The organism is Novosphingobium panipatense (genome assembly GCF_900182875.1).
GTDB lineage: Bacteria > Pseudomonadota > Alphaproteobacteria > Sphingomonadales > Sphingomonadaceae > Novosphingobium > Novosphingobium panipatense.
Genome location: NZ_FXUI01000011.1, coordinates 1 through 23,029 on the forward strand (window position 1 = coordinate 1; position 23,029 = coordinate 23,029).

The 23,029-nt window shown below is 64.6% G+C and carries 14 protein-coding genes, 1 pseudogene and 1 riboswitch; of the genes and pseudogenes, 1 reads left to right on the forward strand and 14 read right to left on the reverse strand.

Annotated features, from left to right (window positions below; translation table 11 throughout):
• Positions 1-173: 173 nt before the first annotated feature.
• From QOL62_RS14605 to QOL62_RS14665, 14 genes and pseudogenes are all read right to left on the reverse strand, one after another.
• Complete coding sequence (locus QOL62_RS14605; protein WP_283406796.1) at positions 174-1,364, reverse strand: TolC family protein; 1,191 nt, start codon at positions 1,362-1,364, stop codon at positions 174-176.
• Between the two features lie 231 nt (positions 1,365-1,595).
• A complete protein-coding gene (locus QOL62_RS14610) occupies positions 1,596-6,551 on the reverse strand; it encodes a beta strand repeat-containing protein (protein WP_283406797.1) in 4,956 nt (1,651 codons plus the stop codon).
• A 149-nt stretch (positions 6,552-6,700) separates the two neighbouring features.
• Positions 6,701-7,117: a hypothetical protein gene (locus tag QOL62_RS14615; RefSeq protein WP_283406798.1), complete on the reverse strand. Its 417-nt coding sequence runs from the start codon at positions 7,115-7,117 to the stop codon at positions 6,701-6,703.
• Between the two features lie 115 nt (positions 7,118-7,232).
• Positions 7,233-7,541: pseudogene (locus QOL62_RS19910) on the reverse strand (BapA/Bap/LapF family prefix-like domain-containing protein); the annotation flags it as partial.
• Between the two features lie 363 nt (positions 7,542-7,904).
• Positions 7,905-8,987: a patatin-like phospholipase family protein gene (locus QOL62_RS14620; RefSeq protein WP_283406799.1), complete on the reverse strand. Its 1,083-nt coding sequence runs from the start codon at positions 8,985-8,987 to the stop codon at positions 7,905-7,907.
• Between the two features lie 64 nt (positions 8,988-9,051).
• The gene (locus tag QOL62_RS14625; RefSeq protein ID WP_283406800.1) at positions 9,052-9,906 is read right to left on the reverse strand and encodes a glucose 1-dehydrogenase; all 855 of its coding nucleotides are present in this window, start codon (positions 9,904-9,906) and stop codon (positions 9,052-9,054) included.
• 189 nt (positions 9,907-10,095) lie between these two features.
• The gene (locus QOL62_RS14630) at positions 10,096-10,977 is read right to left on the reverse strand and encodes an OmpA family protein (RefSeq protein WP_103729343.1); all 882 of its coding nucleotides are present in this window, start codon (positions 10,975-10,977) and stop codon (positions 10,096-10,098) included.
• 355 nt (positions 10,978-11,332) lie between these two features.
• Entirely contained in the window at positions 11,333-13,183 is a 1,851-nt protein-coding gene (locus QOL62_RS14635; RefSeq protein ID WP_283406801.1) for a DUF885 domain-containing protein, read from the reverse strand.
• Between the two features lie 108 nt (positions 13,184-13,291).
• Positions 13,292-14,005, reverse strand: coding sequence for a response regulator (locus tag QOL62_RS14640; protein ID WP_103729345.1), 714 nt, complete (start codon positions 14,003-14,005; stop codon positions 13,292-13,294).
• Positions 14,002-16,680: a sensor histidine kinase gene (locus tag QOL62_RS14645; RefSeq protein WP_283406802.1), complete on the reverse strand. Its 2,679-nt coding sequence runs from the start codon at positions 16,678-16,680 to the stop codon at positions 14,002-14,004. Before QOL62_RS14645 ends, QOL62_RS14640 begins: the two co-directional genes overlap by 4 nt.
• A 31-nt stretch (positions 16,681-16,711) precedes the next feature.
• Complete coding sequence (kdpC, locus tag QOL62_RS14650; RefSeq protein WP_283406803.1) at positions 16,712-17,302, reverse strand: potassium-transporting ATPase subunit KdpC; 591 nt, start codon at positions 17,300-17,302, stop codon at positions 16,712-16,714.
• Positions 17,303-17,316: 14 nt separating this feature from the next.
• Positions 17,317-19,353, reverse strand: a complete 2,037-nt coding sequence (gene kdpB / locus QOL62_RS14655; RefSeq protein WP_283406804.1) for a potassium-transporting ATPase subunit KdpB — start codon at positions 19,351-19,353, stop codon at positions 17,317-17,319.
• Positions 19,354-19,363: 10 nt separating this feature from the next.
• Complete coding sequence (kdpA, locus tag QOL62_RS14660) at positions 19,364-21,067, reverse strand: potassium-transporting ATPase subunit KdpA (RefSeq protein WP_283406805.1); 1,704 nt, start codon at positions 21,065-21,067, stop codon at positions 19,364-19,366.
• 11 nt (positions 21,068-21,078) lie between these two features.
• Complete coding sequence (locus QOL62_RS14665; protein WP_008829858.1) at positions 21,079-21,168, reverse strand: potassium-transporting ATPase subunit F; 90 nt, start codon at positions 21,166-21,168, stop codon at positions 21,079-21,081.
• Between the two features lie 420 nt (positions 21,169-21,588).
• On the opposite strand from QOL62_RS14665, the gene corA reads away from it, so the two are divergent.
• Positions 21,589-22,557: a magnesium/cobalt transporter CorA gene (gene corA / locus QOL62_RS14670; protein ID WP_103729350.1), complete on the forward strand. Its 969-nt coding sequence runs from the start codon at positions 21,589-21,591 to the stop codon at positions 22,555-22,557.
• A 113-nt stretch (positions 22,558-22,670) separates the two neighbouring features.
• A riboswitch (cobalamin riboswitch) is annotated at positions 22,671-22,861 on the forward strand.
• The last annotated feature ends 168 nt before the right edge of the window (positions 22,862-23,029 follow it).

Sequence of the window (23,029 nt, forward strand, 5' to 3'; positions counted from 1 at the left end):
TCATGGTTGTGGCCGATCACACGGACCACGTTCTACCATTTGCGAGGAGCAGCCACTCCACCGACTCGTCGTGGAGCCCCAATCACCCCATCTGTAATGGCGGGCAACGTAAAGGAACGCTTCTGTCCATGCCTCGCCCCTGAATGGGCGTGTGTCCTGTTCTGCCTGATCGCTCACAGCCTTACCCCCTCGACGACCAGCCCCGTCAACCTGAACGCTTCCCGCTCCTCCCCGGCATTGAACAGGCAGTCCACGTTGAGCCGTCGCAGGTCATGCCGCGTGTTCACCAGATCCAGCCGGACCTGCTGCAGTTCCTGCTCGGCGTTGAGCAGGTCGACCAGGGTGCGCGTACCCATTTCGAAGTACTGGAGGCGGTACAGTTCGCCCGTCTGGCTCATGCTGCGTTCGCGGCCGGTCAGCGTGACCACCAGATCGTTGAAGCTTCCGATCTGCCGCTGCGCTTCCGACAGCAGGCGGCTCACTTCGTTCCGGATGTTCGCTTCGGCGGCATCCGCAGCTTCAAGCGCATAGTTCGCGCCCCGGATCCGCGCACTGTTGGCCCCGCCACTGTAGAGCGAACTGGAGACATTTATGCCGAAGTTGTACTCCGCGCGGCGGGAGAACGGGTCATTAATGTCGGTGGATGTCCCCGCACCCAGCGAAACCGTCGGCAGGGCGTTCGCTCGATTCCGATCAAGTTCCGCCTCCGCTTCGTCCCGCTGCGCCTGCACCTGCATGAGGGCAGGCACGCGCGCCCAATCCGGCTCGCCTCGCTCGCATGAGCGTTCGAGCCAGGGCGGCACCTCGGTGGAGACGGCGGGCGCCACTTCAACTCCGAGCAGGTGAACGAGATTGCTGACCCAGCGGCGCTGCTCCGCTTCGATCTGCTGCAGGATTGCTTCGCCCGCCTGGATGCGGGCCTGCGCCTGCAAGGCGTCCGACCGCGTCGCCGCACCTTTCTGGAAGCGCTGGTCGACCAGGCCGCTGATGCTGCGGATCCGCTCCAGCTGTTCGAAGACCACGGATTGAAGCGCCCGGCTGCGCTGTATCTCGATGATAGCGTAGCTGGTGTCGCGAACCAGGCTATCCACTGCATAGAGAAGTTGCGCCCTGCCGACTTTCGTCCCGGCCTCGGCCAGGGCAACGGTGCTGGACACCTTGCCAAAATCAAAGATCATCTGCGATGCGGAAAGGTTGGCTCGGGGTCGCCAGCGGGCTCCCCCGATGTTGTTGTAGCCGGTCCCGATCCCTCCTTCGATCTGCGGAAGGTATCCGGCTTCAGCCACTGCGATCTGCTGCTCCCGTGCATTGAGCCGGCCGACCGCTTCCGTCACGGCGGGATGCCATTCGACAACCTGCCTCACTGCATCTTCAAGCGTCAGCAAACGGCTATCGTCCGTTTGCGCGCCCACCGAACTGCAGGCACAGCCAAAGGCAATGATCACTAATGAACGAACTAAAGGAATTGCTCTGCCACTTGTAGAGCTTCGTCTTTTCATGATCCCCCTGGCACCCTCACGGAGTGATATTTTCACTTCCCTCTTGAACCGGGTGAGTTCACCTCACCTCCACCCGGTTCTCATACTATGTGATGACTAGATCAAGCTATGATTGCTCCATTGCTCATCCAGATTAGTGGATGGGGACATTTGCAGATAGCCAAGCGGATCATCCACGGACGCCGTCCGGACGTCGGCCGCCGCTGCGGCCGTTGTGGCGGGATCAACGGCAGCAGCGACATCCGGCTCGGCACGGGCGAGATAGCCCTCGAGCACCTCTTCGACGGAACCCTGCCCTTCGAAGATCTCGTATTCGAAGTACCGGGCGGGAGCGGCACCCTCAGGTTCTCCGGAAGCGCTGAACGCCTGAAGATCGTCGAGTGGCACGGTCTCCGCGCCAAGGCTGAACGCCGCCATTGACGTCGGGGCCGCCGCTGCGCCCCCGGCTCCCGAGGGCTGCACCGTGATCTGCAGCGTTCCTTGCGCCACCTCCTCGGTGGGGTGGACGAGGCGATAGGTGAACGTCTCGATCCGGGCCACGTTCGAATAGGTCAGGTCCGGATCCAGCGTATAGGTATAGCTGCCGTTTGCAGAGAGGCTCAGAGTTCCATAAATTCCGTCGATCTGGAGAGGTGGCCCGTCCTCGACATCGGCAAACCCGCTGCGATCCGGATTATAAACCTGCACTTCGGTCAGCAGTGACCCGGGTTCGTCATTGGCAAGGATGTTCCCGGTGGCGGGGGTGGATCCCACGGCAACGAAGCGGTTCAGGTACGTCACATCGACATCACTGGTGACCGTGGCAACTGCCAGCGCCGAATTCAGGCTCGCCCGGACCCGGTACGTGCCGGCACCGAGACCCAGAGTTCCAAGATCGATGGTCGCGTCGTTGCCCAGAACGGTCAGCAGGGTTGAAAAGCTCTGCTGCGCGACCGGTGTCCATCCAGTGCCGCTTTGCCTTTCCACGAAGAGCGTGCCGTTTCCAAGCGCGGAGGCGGTGACGTCAAGGCTGACCGTGCCGCTCACCGCCGTATTGGATCCGATCACGAAGGAACCGCTGGTGTACCCTCCTGTGCCGAGGAGCGAGACCGTCGTGCCCGATGCATTGAAGAAGTTCGGATCCTGCACATTGGCCCACTGCACGGTGGCTGTGCCGAGATCGTTTCCTACCTGCACGGGGGCACCGTCAAGCGCGACTGCCAAGGTTGCGGAGCTGGATGAGACACCGTCCGAAAGCGTATATGTGAACCGATCGGTCTCACCCACCGCGCCGGGATTGCCAATAGTGGAGTAGGTGTAGGTGCCATCGGCAGCGATCTGCAGAACACCGAAATCGCCGACGATCGTCGCCACTCCGCTCGTCGGCACAGCGATGGTGGTGCCATCACCGTCCGAGATGCTGACGATCACGGCACCCCCTGCAAGATCGTCCGCCCCGCCCTGCGCGTTGCCGGTCAGGACGTTGCCGCTGACCGCCTCGTTTGCGAACTCGTACTCCGTGACGGTCGCGGCGACGCTGGTTCCCTGCAGCAGCGTAAGCGTGTTGCTCAACAAGGTATCCGCGACCGCGCCAAGCACGGTGTCGAGCAGGCCCGGCAAATTGATCAGCGGATTGTTTAGCAGGGTGGTGAGCACACCCACCAGTCCACCCACACCGGCGCCGGTGGTCGAGTCGAGAACTGGCTCCAGCAATCCGCGCGCCACGCCGCCCAGCGGGCCCAGGGCACCTGCCACCGCGTCGAGAACGAGCTCCTCGTTCTCTGGTCCAAGCACGACACCGGCCGCGCCCAATTCTTCCAGAGACACCCCATTCCCGTCCGGGTCCAGCAACTGCTCGAGCGCGCCCTCATCGTTGCGGACGACCACGCGGTAATCGCCGGGCGGAAGCCCTTCTACAATCGCGACGAGCGTGTTGTCCCCTGTCAGGCCAAGCACTTCCAGACCGGCGACGTCACCGAGTGGGGAGTTGGGTGTGACCGCCGAATACACGACATTCCCGGCCGCATCGATCAGGTCCACCCGGAACGCGTCCGCCACGGCCACCAGAGCGGTCTGGCTGATTTCGATCCGGACCGATGCTGTCCTGTCATCCGCCACAGTGATGGCAAGGGCGTTGTCCACGCCCACGTCCGATTCCAGCAGCCCGAGGACTTCCACATCGGTATCCGCGACGGTCGGGTAGGTCACGCTCGTCACGGCACCCAAATCAAGGGCCGCATTGTCATCCACCGCCAGCGGCAGGTCGATGGTCACCGCCGGCAGGGTACCCGTGCGGCTGATATTGCCGGCGATGTCCGTCTGGCGCACCTGCACCGCGCCGGCGGGGTAGGTGCCCGGGGCCAGCTCGAAGCTGGTACCGGTGCCTGCCTGCCATGTCGCTCCGCCGTTGGTGCTGTACTGCCAGGTGGCGCCCGGCTCCAGACCGCCGACCGCGACGGTCGCGTCGCTGGTCACGCCGTCGTCTGGCGAGGTGCCGGTGTCCGTTGCGAGGGCGAGGCTGGGCGGTGCTGCGGTGAGGTCGATGGTCACAGGCGCCAGTGCGGCGGGGGCGCTGACGTTGCCTGCAAGGTCCGTCTGGCGCACTTGCACCACGCCGGTGCCATACGTGCCCGGGGCCAGTTCGAAGCTGGTGCCGGTGCCTGTCTGCCATGTCGCTCCGCCGTCGGTGCTGTACTGCCAGCTGGCGCCCGGCTCGATACCGCCGACCGTCACTGTCGCGTCATTGGTCACCCTGTCGCTGGCGGACAGCCCGGTGTCGGCGGCAAGCACCACCGTCGGGCTTGCCACGGCGGTGTCCACCGTCACCGCGCCCAGCAGCGCCCCTGCGCTCTGGTTGCCGGCGATGTCCGTCTGGCGCACCTGCACCACGCCGGCGCCATACGTGCCCGGCGCCAGTTCGAAGCTGGTGCCGGTGCCTGCCTGCCAGCTCGCTCCGCCATTGGTGCTGTACTGCCAGGTCGCGCCCGGCTCCAGGCCGCCGACGAGGACGGTCGCATCCGCAGTGAGCCCGTCGCCGGCAGAGGCTCCGGTGTCCGTCGCAAGAGCCGCAGTGGGCGCAGCGATGGTCGTGTCCACCGTCACCGCCGGCAACGGGAACACCGCGCCCGGCGTTCCGGCCGCATCCACCTGCCGCACCCGCACTTCGCCCGCGCCATAGCTGCCCGGGGCCAGTTCGAAGCTGGCGCCGGTACCCGTCTGCCATGTTGCGCCGCTGTCCGTGCTGTACTGCCACGTGGCGCCCGGCTCCAGACCGCTGACCGTCACCGTGCTGTCGCTGGTGATCGCATCGCCCGGAACGCCTGTGTCCGCGATCGTCGCCGTGAGCGCCGCAGGCGCGGCGGTGTCCACCGTCAGCGCCGGAAGGGTGAACGAACCTCCCGCGTTACCGGCAAGGTCCACCTGCCGCACCTGCACGGTCCCGGCCGGGTACGTGCCCGACCCCAGCTCGAAGCTGGTGCCCGTGCCCGTCTGCCAGGTCGCACCGCCATCGGTGCTGTACTGCCAGGTCACACCCGGCTCCAGGCCGCCGACGCTCACCGTGCCGTTGTTCGTGATGCCATCGCCCTGCGTGCCGCTGTCGACGAACGTGGCGACAGGAACCGCCGGACCTGTCGCATCCACCGTCACCGGACCCAGGTATGTGGGATCGCTGATCACGCCTACCGCATTGACCTGCCGCACCTGCACATCCGCATAGGTGCCTTGGGCAAGTTCGAAGCTGGTGCCGGTGCCTGCCTGCCAGGTCGCTCCGCCGTCCGTGCTGTACTGCCAGCTCGCCCCCGGCTCCAGATTGCCGATCGCCACCGTGCCGTCACTGGTCACCCCGTCATCGGGAAGCCCCGTGTCGCTCACCAGCTCGGCCGTCAGGGGGCCCGTGCTCGTGTCCACCGTCACCGGCGGCAGCGAGAACGCGCCGCTCGCATTGCCCGCGACGTCGATCTGACGCACCTGCACCGCGTCAGCCCCATAGGTCCCGTCCGCCAGCACGAAGCTGGTGCCCGTGCCCGTCGTCCAGGCGCCGCCGTTGATCCGGTACTGCCAGGTCGCGCTCGGCTCCAGACCGCTCACGCTCACCGTCCCGACGTTGGTAACGCCATCGCCCGCCACGCCGGTATCGGGAATGGTGGCCGCAGGGGCCGCTGGCGCAGCCGTATCGATCGTCACCCCTGCAAGCGCGACCGGGCCGCTGATGTTCCCGGCATCATCGATCTGGAGCACTTGCACCGCCCCGGTGCCATACGTGCCCGCAGCCAGTTCGAAGCTGGTGCCGGTGCCTGCCTGCCAGGTCGCTCCGCCGTCCGTGCTGTACTGCCAGGTAGCGCCCGGCTCGAGGCCGCCGACCGTCACCGTCGCATCGCCCGTCACCCGGTCCGTGCCCGACACCCCGGTGTCGCTTGCAAGAGCAAGCGTGGGCACCGAAACGCCCGTATCGACGGTCACCGCCGGCAGCGCACCCGTGCCGCTGGCATTGCCCGCAAGATCCGTCTGGCGCACCAGCACGGTGCCGGCAGCATAAGTGCCGGGAGCAAGTTCGAAGCTGGTGCCGGCGCCTGCCTGCCACGTCCCTCCGCCATCGGTGCTGTACTGCCAGCTGGCGCCCGGCTCAAGACCGCCGACCGTCACCGTCGCATCGTTCGTCACGCCGTCGCCCGCCACGCCGGTGTCGCTTGCAAGAGCAGGCGTGGGGACCGGAACGCCCGTGTCGATGGTCACCGCCGGCAGGGTACCCGTGCGGCTGATATTGCCGGCGATGTCCGTCTGGCGCACCTGCACCGCGCCGGCGGGGTAAGTGCCCGGGGCCAGCTCGAAGCTGGTACCGGTGCCTGCCTGCCATGTCGTTCCGCCGTTGGTGCTGTACTGCCAGCTGGCGCCCGGCTCGAGGCCGCCGACCGCGACGGTCGCGTCGTTCGTGATGCCGTCGGTAGTCGATACGCCTGTGTCGCTGGCGAGTGCCCCCGAAGGCGGCAGGACGCTGATGTCGATGGTGAGGCTGGGTAGTTCGAACGTGTCGCTGACGTTACCTGCCGCGTCGATCTGACGAACCTGCACCACGCCGGCTTCGTAGCTTCCTTCAGCAAGCAGGAAGCTGCTGCCGCTGCCGGTGGTCCAGCTTGCCCCTGAGTCAGAGCTGAACTCCCAGCGAGCACCAGTTTCAAGATTGCCGACAGTAATTCTGCTGTCGTTGGTGATACTGTCGCCAGCTACGCCGGTGTCCGCAAATGTGGCCGTTGGAGTAGCGGGAGGGTCGATATCGGCATCGGCATCCGCATCCGCGTCAGCATCAGCATCCGCGTCAGCATCCGCATCCGCGTCAGCATCCGCATCAGCATCAGCATCAGCGTCAGCGTCAGCGTCAGCATCTGCATCCGCATCAGCATCAGCATCAGCATCCGCATCAGCATCTGCATCCGCATCTGCATCAGCATCTGCATCTGCATCAGCATCAGCATCAGCATCAGCATCAGCATCAGCATCAGCATCTGCATCTGCATCCGCGTCAGCGTCAGCGTCAGCATCCGCATCAGCGTCAGCATCCGCATCAGCATCCGCATCAGCATCAGCATCCGCATCAGCATCAGCATCAGCATCCGCATCCGCATCCGCATCGGTATCGTCATCCCCGCCCGTGCCGGCGGCGGCGGCGATCAGGCCGGCGGTTCCCAGAAGGCCAAGGGCCGGAAGAATGCCGACACCCTCACCTGCTGCAGCGATGGAAGCAGCGGGTTCGACCAGCTCTTCCAGTTCCTCGATGCTGATGAACTCGAGAGTGTCGCCCTGCCGGACGGCCCAAAGCTCGCCGTCCGTGTCCTGAAGCACCACTTCGCTGACATTGCCGGCGGTGCTGTCACCGTAGAAGTTGACGACGCGGATCTCCTCACCCGATCGCAGGCGGATAAGAAGATCGTTACCTTGCCGTTCGAGAGCCGACAGATCCGCTCGGTTGGCGTATACCTTGATGACGCTCGCGCCATCTATCACGACGGAATCTTCGGAAACCGTGCGTGTCGCACGAGTTGCCTTGTCGAAAATCTCGACTGCCATGCCAATCCCTACATCATTGTTCAGGCCGTAGCCCGGCAGGGTAGATCAAGAGGTGACTTCATCGAGAGAAACGATGAACCCGCCTAATGCACCTTTTGCCGAACCTGTTGGACTAAGGGATAATGCCGCATGCCTCCGCTGCGCGATGATCATTCCGCTATCGGGCTTAATTTAAGCAAAACAACCGAGTGTACGCACCTGATACACGAGAGGACTTTATTTAGTTATATAACTAAAGTTGGAAATAAGGAGAGATTTAGCCACTGTGATCGCGGTAGCAATAGACCTCTTCAGCTTCACAAACGGCTATACGCCGCTTTTCGCCGGCACATCGCGATCGACCAAGATTGGAATGGCACCGGCTCAGGCACCAGAAGGAACCAGAGAGTGGCCGGTGAGCTGCAAGCCCGCGCATGGTGCCGGACGTGCATAGACTGACATCCCGGCACGTCTCCTCAGTTCCACGGTGCCGGCGGCAAGGTCATCAAGCGCCTGCATCGTGTCGGTGAAGCCCGCCTGCCACCGATGCGCGGCGGACCGACCGGAGAAGTCAAAGGCTTTGCCGCTCACTTCCGGGTCCTGGTCGCGGTAAGCGAGGTGGACAAGGGTGATCGGCCGTCCTTCGCCTTGCTTTGCGCGTTCGTCAAAGATGGTCTGCCAGGCAGCGATGGTGCGACGGCTCTGCGTAGCGAACAAAAGGTCCTGCATGCGCAGCACCGATTCCGAGAGGCGGCCCGGCCGACGGCCGTGCAGCGGGAGAAGGTCGAGAGCGAAGCACAGCAACGGGCCGTCGCCCGGTTCGTGCAGTGCGCAATCGAGCGGCAGGTTGGCCGACATGCCCGGGTCGCCGAAGAGCCGCCCGTCTATTTCCACAGGGGCGAAGGCGGGCAGCAGGGCGGCGCTCGCACGAAGATGGTCGGCGTGTACAGGCTGCCTGCGGCTGTCGAAGGCAACGTCCTCGCCCGTCTCGATGTCAATCGCCGTTGCTAGGAAGGCGGGTGCCGAGGGCGCATTCAACAAGTCGAAATCCAGCAGACGTTCGAGTTCCGCGCGTAACGGAAGCGTATCGTGAAGGCTGACCTGTTCGGACAGGCTGAGGCCGGGCGTCAGCCAGGAGAAGTAGCGAGGCACGAAAACGCCCGGACGGCCCGCAGCGAGGGTCATCATGGCTGCGAAGGATCGCCGGATGTCTTCCAGAATCCCGCCCGCTTCCATCGCTGGCGAACCTTTCGCTGCCGGTGTCCACAAGGCCCGCAGCTTCTTCAGGCGATCGAGGGGCGCGTTCCCGCAAATGATCGCCCCGTTTATCGCGCCGACGGAGGCACCCGCCACCCGGTCTGGCAGAAAGCCACGCTCATGCAGCGCCTCATAAGCACCTGCCTGGTATGCTCCGAGCGCGTTACCCCCGCTCAGAACGAGAGCAAACTCCACCGCTCCGGCCGTCACCGGGGATTTCCCTTGCGGATGGCTCACCCCGAGCATCGGGTCGAGGCGGTCCCGTGCTCGCGGCTCAGAGGAACGGCTTGCCGCCCGTCACCGCTATGGTGGCGCCGGACACGTAGCTGGCCTCGTCGCTCGCGAGCATGACGTAGGCGGGAGCGAGTTCCTTCGGCTGCGCGGGGCGGCCGATGGGGTAGCTAGCGCCGAACTGCGCGACCTCTTCCGGCGGCATCGTGGCTGGTATCAGCGGAGTCCAGACGGGGCCGGGCGCGACGCAGTTCACGCGGATGCCCTTGGGCATCAGCATCTGCGCAAGCCCCGCTGTAAAGTTCTGGATGGCGCCCTTGGTCGTGGCGTAGGGCAGAAGCGTTTGCTTCGGCATGTCGGCATTAACCGAGGTCGTGTTGATGATCGCCGCCCCCGGCTTCATGTGCTTCACCGCTGCCTTCGCCAGGTAGAACATGGCGTGGATGTTAGTGCGGAAGGTCTTGTCCCATTCCTCATCCGAGATGTCGGCAATGTCCTCGAACGTCATCTGGTGCGCGGCGTTGTTCACCAGCACGTCGATCCCGCCGAACGCCTCCACCGCCTGCTCGATAATCCAACGGCAGTGTGCCGGATCGCCGATGTCGCCCGGGACCGACACGGCCTTGCGACCGGCCTGCTCCACCAGATGCACGGTCTCTTGCGCGTCCTCATCCTCGTTCAGGTAGGAGATCAGGACGTCGGCACCTTCGCGCGCGAAAGCGATGGCGACGGCGCGGCCGATGCCGCTGTCGCCCCCTGTGATCACGACCTTCTTGCCCGCAAGACGTCCATGGCCCTCATAGCTGTCCTCGCCATGGTCAGGTCGCGGGTCCATCGCGGCGGTGGTGCCAGGCGGTTGCTGCTGCTGTTCCGGGAGCGGCGGCTGCAGACTGGCCATGGGCGGAAATCCTCCTCGAGAGCTGCTTGAAACCAATCGGCCGCGACGAACGGCATCGCGACCATGCGGCTTCAAATAGCCTTCGGAGCAGGTCCGGTTCCCACTGCTTATCCTGTTAAATGCAGCCTGCAGCGTTGCGCCTTTTCCCGAGGATCGGGGACGCTGGAGCAACGTCCCCGATCACAAGGCTCAGAGGCCGTCCAGGCCCTTGCTGACGAGGACGTTGACGGTCACGCGGCGGTTGCGTGCCTTGCCTTCTTCGGTGTCGTTGCTTGCAGCCGGGTCCGCCTCGGCCATGCCAGTGGGCGTTAGCATGCGGTAGGGCTTCCAGCGGCAGGCCTGCTGGAGATAGTTCACGACGCGGGCGGCGCGCTTCTCACTCAGCTCCTGGTTGAACTCCTCGCTGCCGGTCGAGTCCGTGTAGCCAACGACCAGAAGCAGGGCGTTGTCCATGCCTTCGGCGGTCTTCGCCGCGGCGCACAGATCAGCCTTGGCCTGTTCGGACAGCACGGACTTGCCGGTGTCGAAGTTCACGTCGGTGGTGCTCTTGACGTTGTACTTGTCGATGTCGCCCATGCGGCTGCGCAGCGCGTCCGTCGCGGCGGTCTGCTCCGCAAAGCGCTGGTCGGTGCCGTTATGAATCATCGCCGCCGTCTTGAGATCCTTGTTCTTGATGTCGATCTCGCTGGCCACCAGTACATTGCCCGCCTGCATGGTCTTGACCTCGACCGGGAGGCCGTTGAGCAGCGATGCTGCGGCGAGCCGGCTGCGATTGAGGCTCAGGAAGCCACCGCTCGCGGTGATCTTCGTGGCATCGGTGATCGTGATGACGGACTTGCTGCCGTTCTCCGCCGTGACCTGCATGCGGTCGCCGCTGCGTGCGGAGATGATGCCTTCGATTTTAGGCCCCTTCGTCATCTCGGCGGCCGACGGTGGCGACGTATCCGTCACCGTCGTCGTGAGTTCACCCTCCTGCTGCTCCTGCTGATCGGCTGCGAAAGTGCCCGTCGCGGGCACCGCCAGCATGGCAGCCAGCAGGAGAACTTTGGGGCTTTTGGAAATGACACTCATTGCGGTACTCCTTGGAAACTCAACCGTCAGGCTGGCAATCACCGCTTCGCGTCGGTCCGCAATTATGCGGACACCGGTCGGCAGAACCCCTCCACCCTGTTGTACTAGGCCCCCGCACGGGCGCCTGCACTTCGGACTTTAGGGGTGTTCAGGACAACATTACGGGTAGATGAACGTTGCAAACGTCGCCCCTGCTCGTGCCGCTGATAGGAGCGTGCCGTGCGACAAACCGACGCAGGCAGGGGCTGCAGGGGGCACGCCGAAGCTGCCAAACAGCCCCCTGAGAGCCCGCCTGCGACAATCGATGCGGCCGTCACGGAGCGTCGGCAGGACGCCCCGTTTGTACCGCAGACGCTCACCGCGCGGGCGATGGCTGCTCTGTGATCCACCTGTCCACGACGCGTTCCAGTACCGTGAGAGGCATGCCTCCGCCACCAAGCGTCCTCTCGTGGAAGCTGCGGATGTCGAAACGGTCGCCCAGGGCTGCCCTGGCCTTCTCGCGCAGGCGAACCCACTCGTTATGGCCTACCTTGTAGGCGCAGGCCTGCCCGGGCCAGACGCAATACCGGTCAATTTCGGAGGTGGCGCCGCCCTCCGCCTGACCGGTGTTGTCGATCAGGTAGCGGATCGCCTTTTCCCGGCTCCAGCCCTTGGCGTGGATACCGGTATCGACGACGAGCCTGACCGCGCGGAACAGCAGGCTCTGGTAGAACCCCACGCGACCCAGCGGGTCGTTCGCGTAAGCGCCAAGTTCGTCGGCCAGTTGCTCGGCATAAAGTCCCCACCCTTCCGCGTAGCTGGAGAAGAACAGCAGGTTCATCAGCTTGGGCGCGGCAGCGCTCTCCTGCTGCAAAGCGATCTGCAGGTGGTGGCCCGGCATGGCCTCATGATAGGTAAGGGTGGGCAGCGAAAATCGGGGCCAGGTGGCCGTGTCCGTCAGGTTGATCCAGTAGATCCCCGGACGGGTGCCATCCAGGCTGGGCGGGTTGTAGTATCCCAGCGACGCCCCTTCCTGGATTTCCGGCGGCACCCGCTTGATTTCGACGCCCGCGCGGGGCAGGCGGCTGAAGGCGCGCGGCAGCAGCGCCTCCATCGCCGCCATCTGCGTGTTGAGGTCAGCCACAAGCTGGGCTTTCGCCTCATCGGTGTTGGCGTAGATGTTCGCGGGATCGGCCCGCAGGGCGGCGATGCGTTCGCCGACGGTGCCCTGCGTCATGCCCTGCGCCTTCAGCAAGCCATCCGACAGCGACGTCAGTTCCGCCACCTGCTCAAGGCCGACACGGTGGATCTCTTCCGCCGTGAGCCGGGTCGTGGTGATGAAGTTGAGGCTGTTGGCGTAATATTGCTGTCCCTGGGGCAGGCGGGACACGGATGCATCATGGCCAGCCTTCGGCAGCGTGGCCTTCAACACATCATGCTGCCGTTGCAGCGCGGGATAGACCCGCTCGGCGACGATCTTCTCGACGCGCGCTCCCCACGCACCCGGGATTGCGCTCTCTCCCGTTCGCCGCACGATCGACTGCACCAGCGTGGATTCTCTGGCGGGTGTGGCGAGCATCCCCGCCTGGAGCGCGATGGTCTTGTCGAGGATGAAGTCAGGCGGAATGACGCCCAGCGCGAAGTCTTCCCGCACTCGATCGGTCTCGGCATCCAGCACGGCCGCGAACTGATTCACGCGCGATACGTAAGCCTCCGCATCCGCCGAGTTTTTTATGGTATGCTGCGTATCCAGGAAGTCAGCCGTGTTGAGATACGCACCATTCGCCTGGCTGACACGGTAGACCTGCGGCCATCCACCCTGTCCGTAGGGAATGGAATAGGTCCTGATGACACTGTCGAAGTTGGCCTCGATCGTGTCGTAGTAGATCGCGTCCTGCGCCGTCATCGCGGACCGATCCAGCTTCGCAAGTTCGGTGCGGGCGGCACGCAAGCGTGCCTGCTCCTTCGCCTGGTAGTCGCGTGTGGGAATTGTCAGCCGGGCCTTCAGTGCGGCGCGGGGCCCCTCATCAAGACCAAGACCGGTTGCCGTCTCGGGCGAAGCATCGACTTCGGCGTTGAAATAGCCGTCCATGAAGGCTTTCAGGGCCGGGTTTGTCGCGCCCTCGGCGGTTTCGCCCTGCGCTGCCATCTGCGCGAAGACCCGGCCTCCTGCAAGGAGCGCGGCGCCTGCCGTGGCAGACGTTAGAAGACGGCGACGTTCGATCATGGAAGACTCCCTCATGCTTATGGGGCCAGCCTAGCACTACTCGAATCGACATGGCACGCGCTAAGGTGATTGCCTCTCCCGGGTCATGCCCTGCAGCGTTTCAGCCTGCTAACCGGCATCCAGTGCATCGGCCGGCACGCGCAGGCGATAGCCTATTCCCACCTCGTTGCTGATGATTTGCGGGCGCTGAGGATCAACCTCAAGCTTCTGGCGCAGAGTGCGCACCAGCACCCGCAGATACTCGATGTGGCGCTCGACCTCGTTGGGCCAGACATGGGCCAGCATCTGTTCGTGCGTGATGACCTTTCCCGGGAACCTTGCAAGCTGTGAGAGGACCGCGAATTCCTTGCGCGTCAAATGAAGGTTGGCGCCCGCCTTTGTGATTGTCCGGTCCAGCAGATTGATTTCCAGATCCCCGATCTTCAGGGCCGGAGCCCCGCCGCCGCGGGTCATACGGTTGCGCAGGGCCACCCGCACCCGCGCCAGCAACTCGTCCGTGTCGAAGGGCTTGGTGAGATAATCGTCTGCCCCCAGATCGAGCGCCGCCACCTTTTCGGCGGTTGCCTCGCGGGCCGAGACGATGATCAGCGTTGTGTCAGGCAGCATCTGCTTGACGAGCGGCACGAGTTCTAGTCCGTCACGGTCTGGAAGGCCGAGGTCGAGCAGCACCACGTCCGGCCGTTCCTGCCGGACTTTGTTCAAGGCCTCGCCCGCGTTCTCGGCCTCCAGTGTCGAGTAGTCGGCACGTGCGAGCGCCGCGTTTATCAGTCGGCGAATATGAAGCTCATCGTCGATGACGAGAACCTTGTGGCGGATATTCATGGAACGTCCTCGCTGTCGAGATGCGCGATGATGAGCCGATCGGGAATGCGGATGGTGAAGCGGGCTCCCGTGGTTCCGCCGTCCGGATCGACGTCGTTCGCAGCTTCCACGGTCAGGCCCATGGCTTCGGCGAAACCCTTGACGATGGCAAGCCCCAGGCCCGTCCCATGGCGCACGCGGTCCGAACCTGCAAGCCGTGTGAAAGTTTCGAAGACGCGCTGCTCCTCTCCGGCCGGCAGACCGGGACCTCGGTCGATGACGGAAAGTTCAAGGGCATCCGGCAGGCGGCGGCAGCGGATCACGATGGGTGTGCCCGGGTCCCCATAACGGCCGGCATTATCGAGCAGATTGATGAGGCAATGATGCAGCAGCACCGGATCGACGCGGACGAGCGGGATATCCGGCACGATATCGACCTGCACGGCACGCTCCTGAAGCGATGCCCGCGTATCGTGCACGGCGCCCGCGACGGCGTCGAAAAGATCGGTCGCCTCGACCTTCATCGGCAGGGCGCCGGCTTCAACCCGGGCCATGTCGAGCAGATTGGCGACGAAGCGGTTGAGGCGCTGCGCCTCAGTGTCGATCGCCAGGACAAGGTCGTTCGAGGAGTGCTTCCTTAACTCCTGCGCCGCCGACAAGATCGTCGTCAAAGGTGTCCGCAGATCGTGGCTCACGGAGGAGAGCAGTGCCGAACGAAGTTTGTCGCGTTCGCCGACCTGCCGGGCTTTCAGGCTTTCCTCCTCCAGCGTCATTCTGTCGAAAGCGATCGAGGCTTGGTCAAGGAGACTCATGAGCAGCGGCACCTGGTCCGACCGCAGCGGTTCGCCCGCGTCGTCGCGTGCGATGCCTAGGACGCCGAGCACCCCCCGGCTGGTGCGCAGGGGATGAAAGAGCCAGTCGGAGGCGGTGAGGGTACTCGATCCCCGCCCCGCAGGCTGCTCGTTGTCGATGGCCCATTGTGCGGCAGCCAGTTCGATCTGGTCCAGCCTGTCTTCCGGTGGGTAGGCAGCCTGCAGGTCCGGGCCCTGCGCCGACGGGAGCAGCAGGGCCGTGCGAACATCCAGGAGGCGCGCGATATCGGCGCAAATCGCCTGCATGAGTTCCGCCTGTGTAACGGACGCCGTGAGTTGCCGTGAAAAGCTGGCAAGCGCCGCGTTCTGCCGCGAGCTCGATCCCGCAAGGTCCGCCTGCGCCCGCACCCGCGCCGCGAACTGACTGGTTACGATCGCCACCCCCAGCAGCACGAGGATGGAGATGACGTTCTCCGGGTTGTTGACCGTCAGCGTGCCTGTGGGGGGCAGGAAGAAGAAGTTATAGGCGAGGCTCGATGCGAGCCCTGCGAACAGCCCGGCCCGCAGGCCAAATGTCGCGGCGGCGAACATCACCGGGATGAGGTAAAGCAGCGCGATGTTGCCGAGGTCTATGGCCCGCACCAGCCCGCGGCCCAGCGCCGTCAGCCCCGCCACCACCGCCAGAGTCCAGAGATAGTGAGAGGGCCGGCCCCATACGCCCGGAGCACGCGACCGTCGGCGGCCTCTGGCCGGCTCGTCGCTCGCCGGCATGACATGGACCGCCACCTCGCCGATGGTCCGGACAAGATGGTCGACAACCGAGCCGTGGCGAAGCTCGAACCACCACGAGCGGGGAGATTTCCCGACGACGATTTGCGTGGCGCGGGCTTCGCGGCAATATTCGCGGACGCCGTCCACCACTCCCATCGCCGGTATGCTGGCCGTCGACGCGCCGAGACGGGACGCCAGGGCCAGGGTGTCCGCCAGCTGGCGCCGGTCAATGTCGGTGAACTGCTGATTCCTCTGCGTCTCGATATGAACGACGGACCATGGCGCCCTCAGCGCGTCGGCCAGCCGCTTCCCGGAGCGGACCAGCCCCGCCGCGTGCGGCTGCTCGCTCACGCACACGACGACGCGTTCGCCCACCGCGAAATTGCCGGCGAGCGCGTTAGCGCGGACGTGCTCCACCATCTGCGCATCGACGGCCTGCGCGGCATGGCGCAGCGCCAGTTCCCGCAGGGCAGTCAGATTTGACTTGGAGAAGAAGTGGCTCAGCGCTCGCGTCGCCTCGTGCGGGACGTAGACCTTGCCATCCTTCAACCGCTCGATCAGTTCGTCTGGCGGTATGTCCACCACCTCGATCTCGGCACGTTCGAGGATCGAGTCCGGCACGGTCTCGCGCACCCGGACTCGCGTAAACGAGGCGACGACATCGTTCAGGCTTTCCACGTGCTGGATGTTCAGCGTCGAGTAGACGTCGATGCCGGCGTCGAGCAGCTCCTCCACGTCCTGGTAGCGCTTGGGGTGGCGGCTGCCCGGCGCGTTGGTGTGCGCCAGTTCGTCCACCAGTGCGAGTTGGGGCGCGCGGGCAAGGATGGCATCCATGTCCATCTCGCCCAGGCTGTGGCCCATGTGCTCCACCTGCCGGCGCGGCACGACCTCGTGCCCTTGGACCAGCGCTTCGGTCTCGCGCCGGCCGTGTGTCTCCACCACGCCCACGACGAGGTCGACGCCCGCGTCGCGACGCTGGCGTCCCTCGGAGAGCATCTCCCAGGTCTTGCCCACGCCCGGCGCGGCACCGAGGAAGATCTTCAGGCGCCCTCGACCCTCCTGCGCAGCCGCGCGCAGGAGGGCATCGGGAACAGGGCGACCACGTTCGGTCATGCGTTCTTGGCTCGCTCGGTAGCGTTCAGGGTTATGGAGCCGACCTTGCGCTCAAAGCATCGAGACGTCGATTGAGATCAAGGACATTTACACGGGGTTCTCCAAGAAAGCCGAGCAGCGGCTGTTCGATGGTTCGCCCGACAAGGCGCCGGACGGCCTCCACCTCCAACCCACGGAGACGAGCGATGCGTTCGACCTGGTAGAACGCGGCCTCGGGCGTTATGTGCGGGTCGAGCCCGGAGCCGGATGTGGTGACGAGATCGGCGGGAACGGGCCGACCGGGCTGGGCGGCCGCCATGGCTCCTGCCTGCTCTTTCACGCGATCGCTCAGAACCTGCGATGTCGGGCCGAGGTTGGAACCGGAGGAAGCAAGGCCATCGTAGCCGCTGCCCGCCGCCGACGGCCGCGTATTGAAATAGCGCTCCGACGTGAATGCCTGACCGACAACGCTGGACCCGATGACCTTGCCGTTCTCGACTATCAGGCTGCCGTTCGCCTGAGCCGGGAAGAGCGCCTGCCCGAGCCCGGTCATCGCCATTGGGTAAAGCAGGCCGAGCAGCAGGCCGAAGAGAAGCGTCATGACCAGTGCCGGACGCAGGGACGAAACTATGTCGTTGTTCATTTTTTGCCGCCTCCTCAGGCGAGACCCAGGCCGCCGACGGCCAGATCGATGAGCTTGATGCCGATGAACGGAGCGACGAGGCCGCCGAGGCCGTAGATCGCGAGGTTGCGCGCCAGAAGCGGCCCTGCGCCCATCGGCCTGTACGCTACGCCTCTGAGCGCCAGCGGCACCAAGCAGGGGATAATCAGTGCGTTGAAGATGATCGCGGAGAGGATCGCGCTTTCCGGGCTCGCGAGTCCCATGACGTTGAGTACGCCAAGCCCCGGGTAGAGCGCCACGAACATGGCCGGGATGATGGCGAAGTACTTGGCCACGTCATTCGCGACCGAGAAGGTCGTCAGCGCCCCGCGCGTCATGAGCAGTTGCTTGCCGAGGCCGACGACTTTGATCAGCTTGGTCGGGTCGCTGTCGAGATCGACCATGTTTCCGGCCTCGCGCGCGGCCTGGGTGCCGGTGTTCATGGCGACGCCGACATCCGCCTGTGCCAGTGCAGGCGCATCGTTCGTGCCGTCGCCGCACATCGCCACAAGCCGTCCGCCCTGCTGTTCCTCACGGATCAGCCGCAGCTTGTCCTCGGGTGTCGCTTCGGCGAGGAAGTCATCGACGCCGGACTCCGCCGCGATCGAGGCGGCGGTGAGCGGGTTGTCGCCCGTAATCATCACGGTGCGGATACCCATCGCCCGCAGTTCGCCGAAACGCTCGCGAATACCCGCCTTTACGATATCCTTGAGGAAGATCGCCCCCAGCAGCCGGCCGTCGACGGCAACCGCCAGCGGTGTGCCGCCCACCCGGGCGATATCGTCGGTGATGCGGCGCAACTCGGTTGCCGCGGCCGTTTCGCCCGCGCCGGGATTTGCCCTGAGGATCGCCTGCACAGCCCCCTTCTGGATCACCCTGCCACCGGTATCGACACCGGATATGCGGGTCTGAGCCGTGAAGGGGATCACCTGCGTCCCCTCCGGGAGGCTCGCCATCACGGAACCGACCTTCTCACGCGCGAGAACCACGATCGAGCGACCCTCCGGCGTCTCGTCCGCAAGGCTGGCCAGCAGCGCCGCCTCCGCCAGCTCGGCCACACCGGTGCCGCTGACGGGCCGGAACTCCGTCGCCTGACGATCACCCACCGTGATGGTGCCCGTCTTGTCCAGCAGCAGAACGTCGATGTCGCCGGCCGCCTCGACCGCGCGGCCGGACTTTGCCAGGACGTTGAAGCGCACCAGGCGGTCCATGCCGGCGATGCCGATGGCCGACAGCAGCGCCGCAATCGTCGTCGGGATCAGGGTTATGAGCAGGGCGGCCAGAATGGAGACAGGCACCGATCCGCCCGCGTAGGCGGCAAAGCCGGGGATGGTGGCGACCGCGATCAGGAAGATGATCGTCAGCCCAACGAGCAGCAACGTCAGGGCGATCTCGTTCGGGGTCTTCTGCCGCTCCGCCCCTTCAACCAGAGCGATCATGCGATCGAGGAAGCCCTGCCCCGGGTTCACCGAGACACGCACCCGTATTTCGTCCGAGATGACGCGGGTGCCGGCGGTAACGGCGGAACGATCGCCCCCCGCTTCGCGGATCACAGGCGCGCTCTCGCCCGTGATCGCGGCCTCGTTGACCGACGCGACGCCCGCCACCACTTCGCCGTCGGCCGGGATCAGGTCGCCGGTCTGGACAAGAACGACATCGCCCTTCTTTAGCTGGCTCGCCGGTACGCTGTCATAGCGCGTGCCGTCACCCTTCAGGCGCCTAGCGGTAAGTTCGGCCTTGGTGGCCCGCAGCGAGGCGGCCTGTGCCTTCCCGCGCCCTTCGGCAAGGGCCTCGGCGAACGTGCCGAAGAGGACGGTCAACCAGAGCCACAGCACGAGCTGGACCTTGAAGCCCGCGTCGAGACCGTCGTTGCCGACGACGAGCAGCACCGTCAGCAGGATTGCGACGACTGCCGTTGTGAACATCACCGGGTTGCGGATCAGCTCCCGCGGGTCAAGCTTGCGGAATGCGTCGCGGATCGCAGGAACGATCAGGTCGGCGGTAAAGAGGGATTTGGTATCGGACCGAGCCATGGGGTGATCCTTAGAAAAGCTGGCCACGGATCATTGCGATATGATCGGCAATGGGACCTAGAGCGAGGCTGGGGAGGAAGGTCAGGCCGCCGACGATCAGCACGATGCCGATCAGCAGGCCAGTCCACAGGGGTCCGGTGGTGGGGAAGCTGCCTGCGGTCGCGGGGGTGTACTTCTTGGCGGCAAGGCTTCCGGCCACGGCCAACATCGGAATAATGATGAAGAACCGTCCGATCCACATCCCGACGCCGAGCAGGCCGTTGTAGAACGGCGTGTTCGCACTGAGCCCGGCGAACGCGGAGCCATTGTTGGCCACGGCGCTGGTGAAGGCGTAGAGAATTTCGGAGAAGCCGTGCGGTCCCTTGTTGAGCGGCCCGGCCAATCCTGCAGGAAGCACCGATGCGACGGCGCTCATGCCCAGGATGGTCAGCGGCAGGACCGCGATCGCCAGCACCGCCAGCTTGACTTCACGGCTCTCGATCTTCTTGCCCACGTATTCCGGTGTACGGCCGACCATGAGACCAGCCACGAAGACCGCGAGTATCGCGAACAGCAGGAAGCCGTAGATGCCTGCGCCCACGCCGCCGATAACCACTTCGCCCAATTGCATGTTGAACAACGGGATCATGCCGCCAAGTGCCGTGAAGCTGTCGTGCATGGCGTTCACCGCGCCGCACGATGCGGCGGTCGTGACGACTGAAAAGAGCGCGCTCGCGGCAATGCCGAACCGCACTTCCTTGCCTTCCATGTTACCGCCTGCCGCATTCAGCTGGTGGAGGACGGGATTGCCCGCGGCCTCCTGCCAGTACGCGACGGTCGTGCCGGCAAGGAACAGGGCCATCATAGCGGCAAGGATCGCCCAGCCCTGCCGCGCGTTCCCGACGGCCTTGCCGAACGTGTAGGTCAACCCGACGCCGATCGCGAAGATCGATAGCATCTGCACCAGGTTGGTCAGCGCGGTCGGGTTCTCGAACGGATGCGCGGAGTTGGCGTTGAAGAAGCCGCCGCCGTTCGTGCCCAGAAGTTTGATCGCTTCCTGCGAAGCCACGGGTCCGATGGCGAGCGTCTGGCGGGCTCCTTCCAGCGTGCTCACGTCAACGGTGCCTGCCAGGGTCTGCGGTACGCCGCTGGCAATGTAGAACACGGTCAGGACAATACACAGGGGCAGCAGCAGGTACAGCGTGATCCGCGTGACGTCGGCCCAGAAGTTGCCGATCCCTGCTGCACTTCGCCGGGCAAACCCCCGAAACAGCGCAAAGGCCAGGGCGATGCCTGTCGCGGCCGAAAGGAAGTTGTGAATGGTCAGCGCCAGCATCTGCGACAGGTTCGACATCGTCGATTCCCCGCCATAGCTCTGCCAATTGGTGTTGGACCCGAAGCTGATCGCGGTGTTGAAGGCGAGATGCTCGCCGAGAGCAGCATGGCCTTGCGGATTGAGCGGCAGAAGCGCCTGCGCACGCAGCAGCCCGTAGGTCATGAGAATCAGCAGCGCGTTGAAGACCAGCATATGGACGGCGTAGCGCCGCCAGGTCTGGTCCTCTTCCGGGTTGATGCCGGAAAGCCGGTAGAAGCTCCGCTCCACCGGACCAAGTATGGCATGAAGCGGAGTGCGGCGGCCTTCGTAGAGAGCGAAAAGCCAAAGCCCTACGGGCTTGGCGAGCGCCAGCAGGATGCCGACGAAGACTGCGATAAGCAGCCATCCCTGAACGGTCATCGGTGCGCCCCTCAGAAGCGTTCGGGCCGCGCGAGCACGGCAACGAGATAGACGAGAAGGCCAAGCGCGGTGAAGCCGGCAAGCCAGAGATCGATGGTCATGGCTGGCGGCCCCTCACGCACGGTTGCACAGGGCCGCATAGCCGAGGCTCGCGACCAGCAAGACGAGGAGAAGGCCTGCCCAAAGGAGGTCCTGCATGATGATGCTCCTGCAAGCTCACGCCGCAACAGGCGGGATGAGTCGAATGCAGCCCTCCCACTAGGCCAGTGCACCGTAGGAATTCGAGACGAGCGAGCCACCGATCGCATAGTGATTGCATAGGATTTTGGCCGATTGGCTGATCATCATGGCTTTCACGGCGGCAGAAGGCCCCGTCCCCGCCACCCTGTCTCACCGAGGGAGGAGACGCCTGCATGCAGCGGCTCTTGCAAGCGGAAAGGCTGTTTTGAAGATCATTCAGGAGCAAAAGACGAGATCAGGCGCTTTTCACCGTGCCCAGGATATCGGGCTCGGAGCATGACATGAGCGTAGTCGCAGCGGTTCTTTACAGAGACGGCAAACGCGTCCGGGATATCGACGTGACTGAGAAGGTCCATTGCCCTGACGATCATTCGGAGTTTGTCTGGATCGGCCTGCTTGATCCCACCCCGCAGGACCTGCGGCTGCTTCAGGATCAGTATGGCCTTCACCCGCTGGCGGTGGAGGATGCGATCAACGGCAAGCAGATACCCAAGGTCGATGTCTACCGCGACCAGTTGTTCGTCACCGCCCGCACTGCCGAACTCGTGGAAGACAAGATACACTACGGTGAGATCCTGATCTTTGTGGGGCACAGCCACATCATAACCGTGCGCCACGGTCACGAACGGGAGTTCTCAAAGCTGCGCGGCGAGCTGGAGCAGAAGCCCAGCATGCTGCAGAACGGCGTGGGTTACGTGCTGCACGCCATTCTCGACTATATCGTCGACGGCTATCTTCCAATCATCGAGACGATCGAGGAAGATACCCTCGCGATGGAGCGGCGCACGGTCGACAACTTCCTGGGCCGTGACGAGATCATCCGCATTTTCAGCCTGCGCCGTGAACTCATCCGTTTTCAGCGGGTGCTCATCCCCATGGGCGAGGTCGCCGCCAAGTTCGTCCGCAGCGAGCTGCCCTGCATCGATCCGGATGCCCGCCCCTACTTCAGCGACGTGAACGATCATGTTCGGCGGGTGCAGGCCATGGCGGAAGCGCTCAGGGAAGTGATCAATTCCGTATTTGAATTCAGCAACCTTCTGGAGCAGCAACGGACCGGCGCCATTACCCGCCAGCTTGCCGCCTGGGCGGCGATCCTTGCGGTGCCGACCGCCATCGCCGGCATCTACGGCATGAACTTTCGCTACATGCCCGAGCTTTCGTGGCGCTATGGATATCCTCTGGTGCTGATTGTCATCGTGGTCATCTGCGTCCTTCTGTTCTGGCGCTTTCGCACGCTGAAATGGCTCTGACCCGACCGATGCAGGGAGCCGTGTCCCTCGCTGCGACAGGGCTCGGAAGCTGGCCCGGCGATATCGCCGTTGCCTGGCGGCACGACCACTTGCGCACACCGCGGGCGTGAAGTAGTAGCCGCGCCGCGACAGGTTCCTCGAGAGAGGATCAAAAGGGAACCCGGGTGAAAACCCCGGGGCTGCCCCTGCAACTGTAAGCGGCGAGCCATCCAGCCATTTGCCATTGGGATCATCGGTCCTGAGAAGGCGGCCGGAACGGCGCTGACCCGCAAGCCAGGAGACCTGCCTGACGCAGTCGTTCTTCATCCGGGCAGGGTGCACCGGGTGTTCGAGGGCCCTCCCTTCCGGTGAGGGTCATCCCTCGCGCAACGACAGCAACTGCCTTGCCGGTTTGTCCGTGCAGGGGAGCGTCACGCCGTGCCTGCTTCGCGGGACTCTTCGCGCACGCTCCCTTGTGACGGCCGCCCGGCGG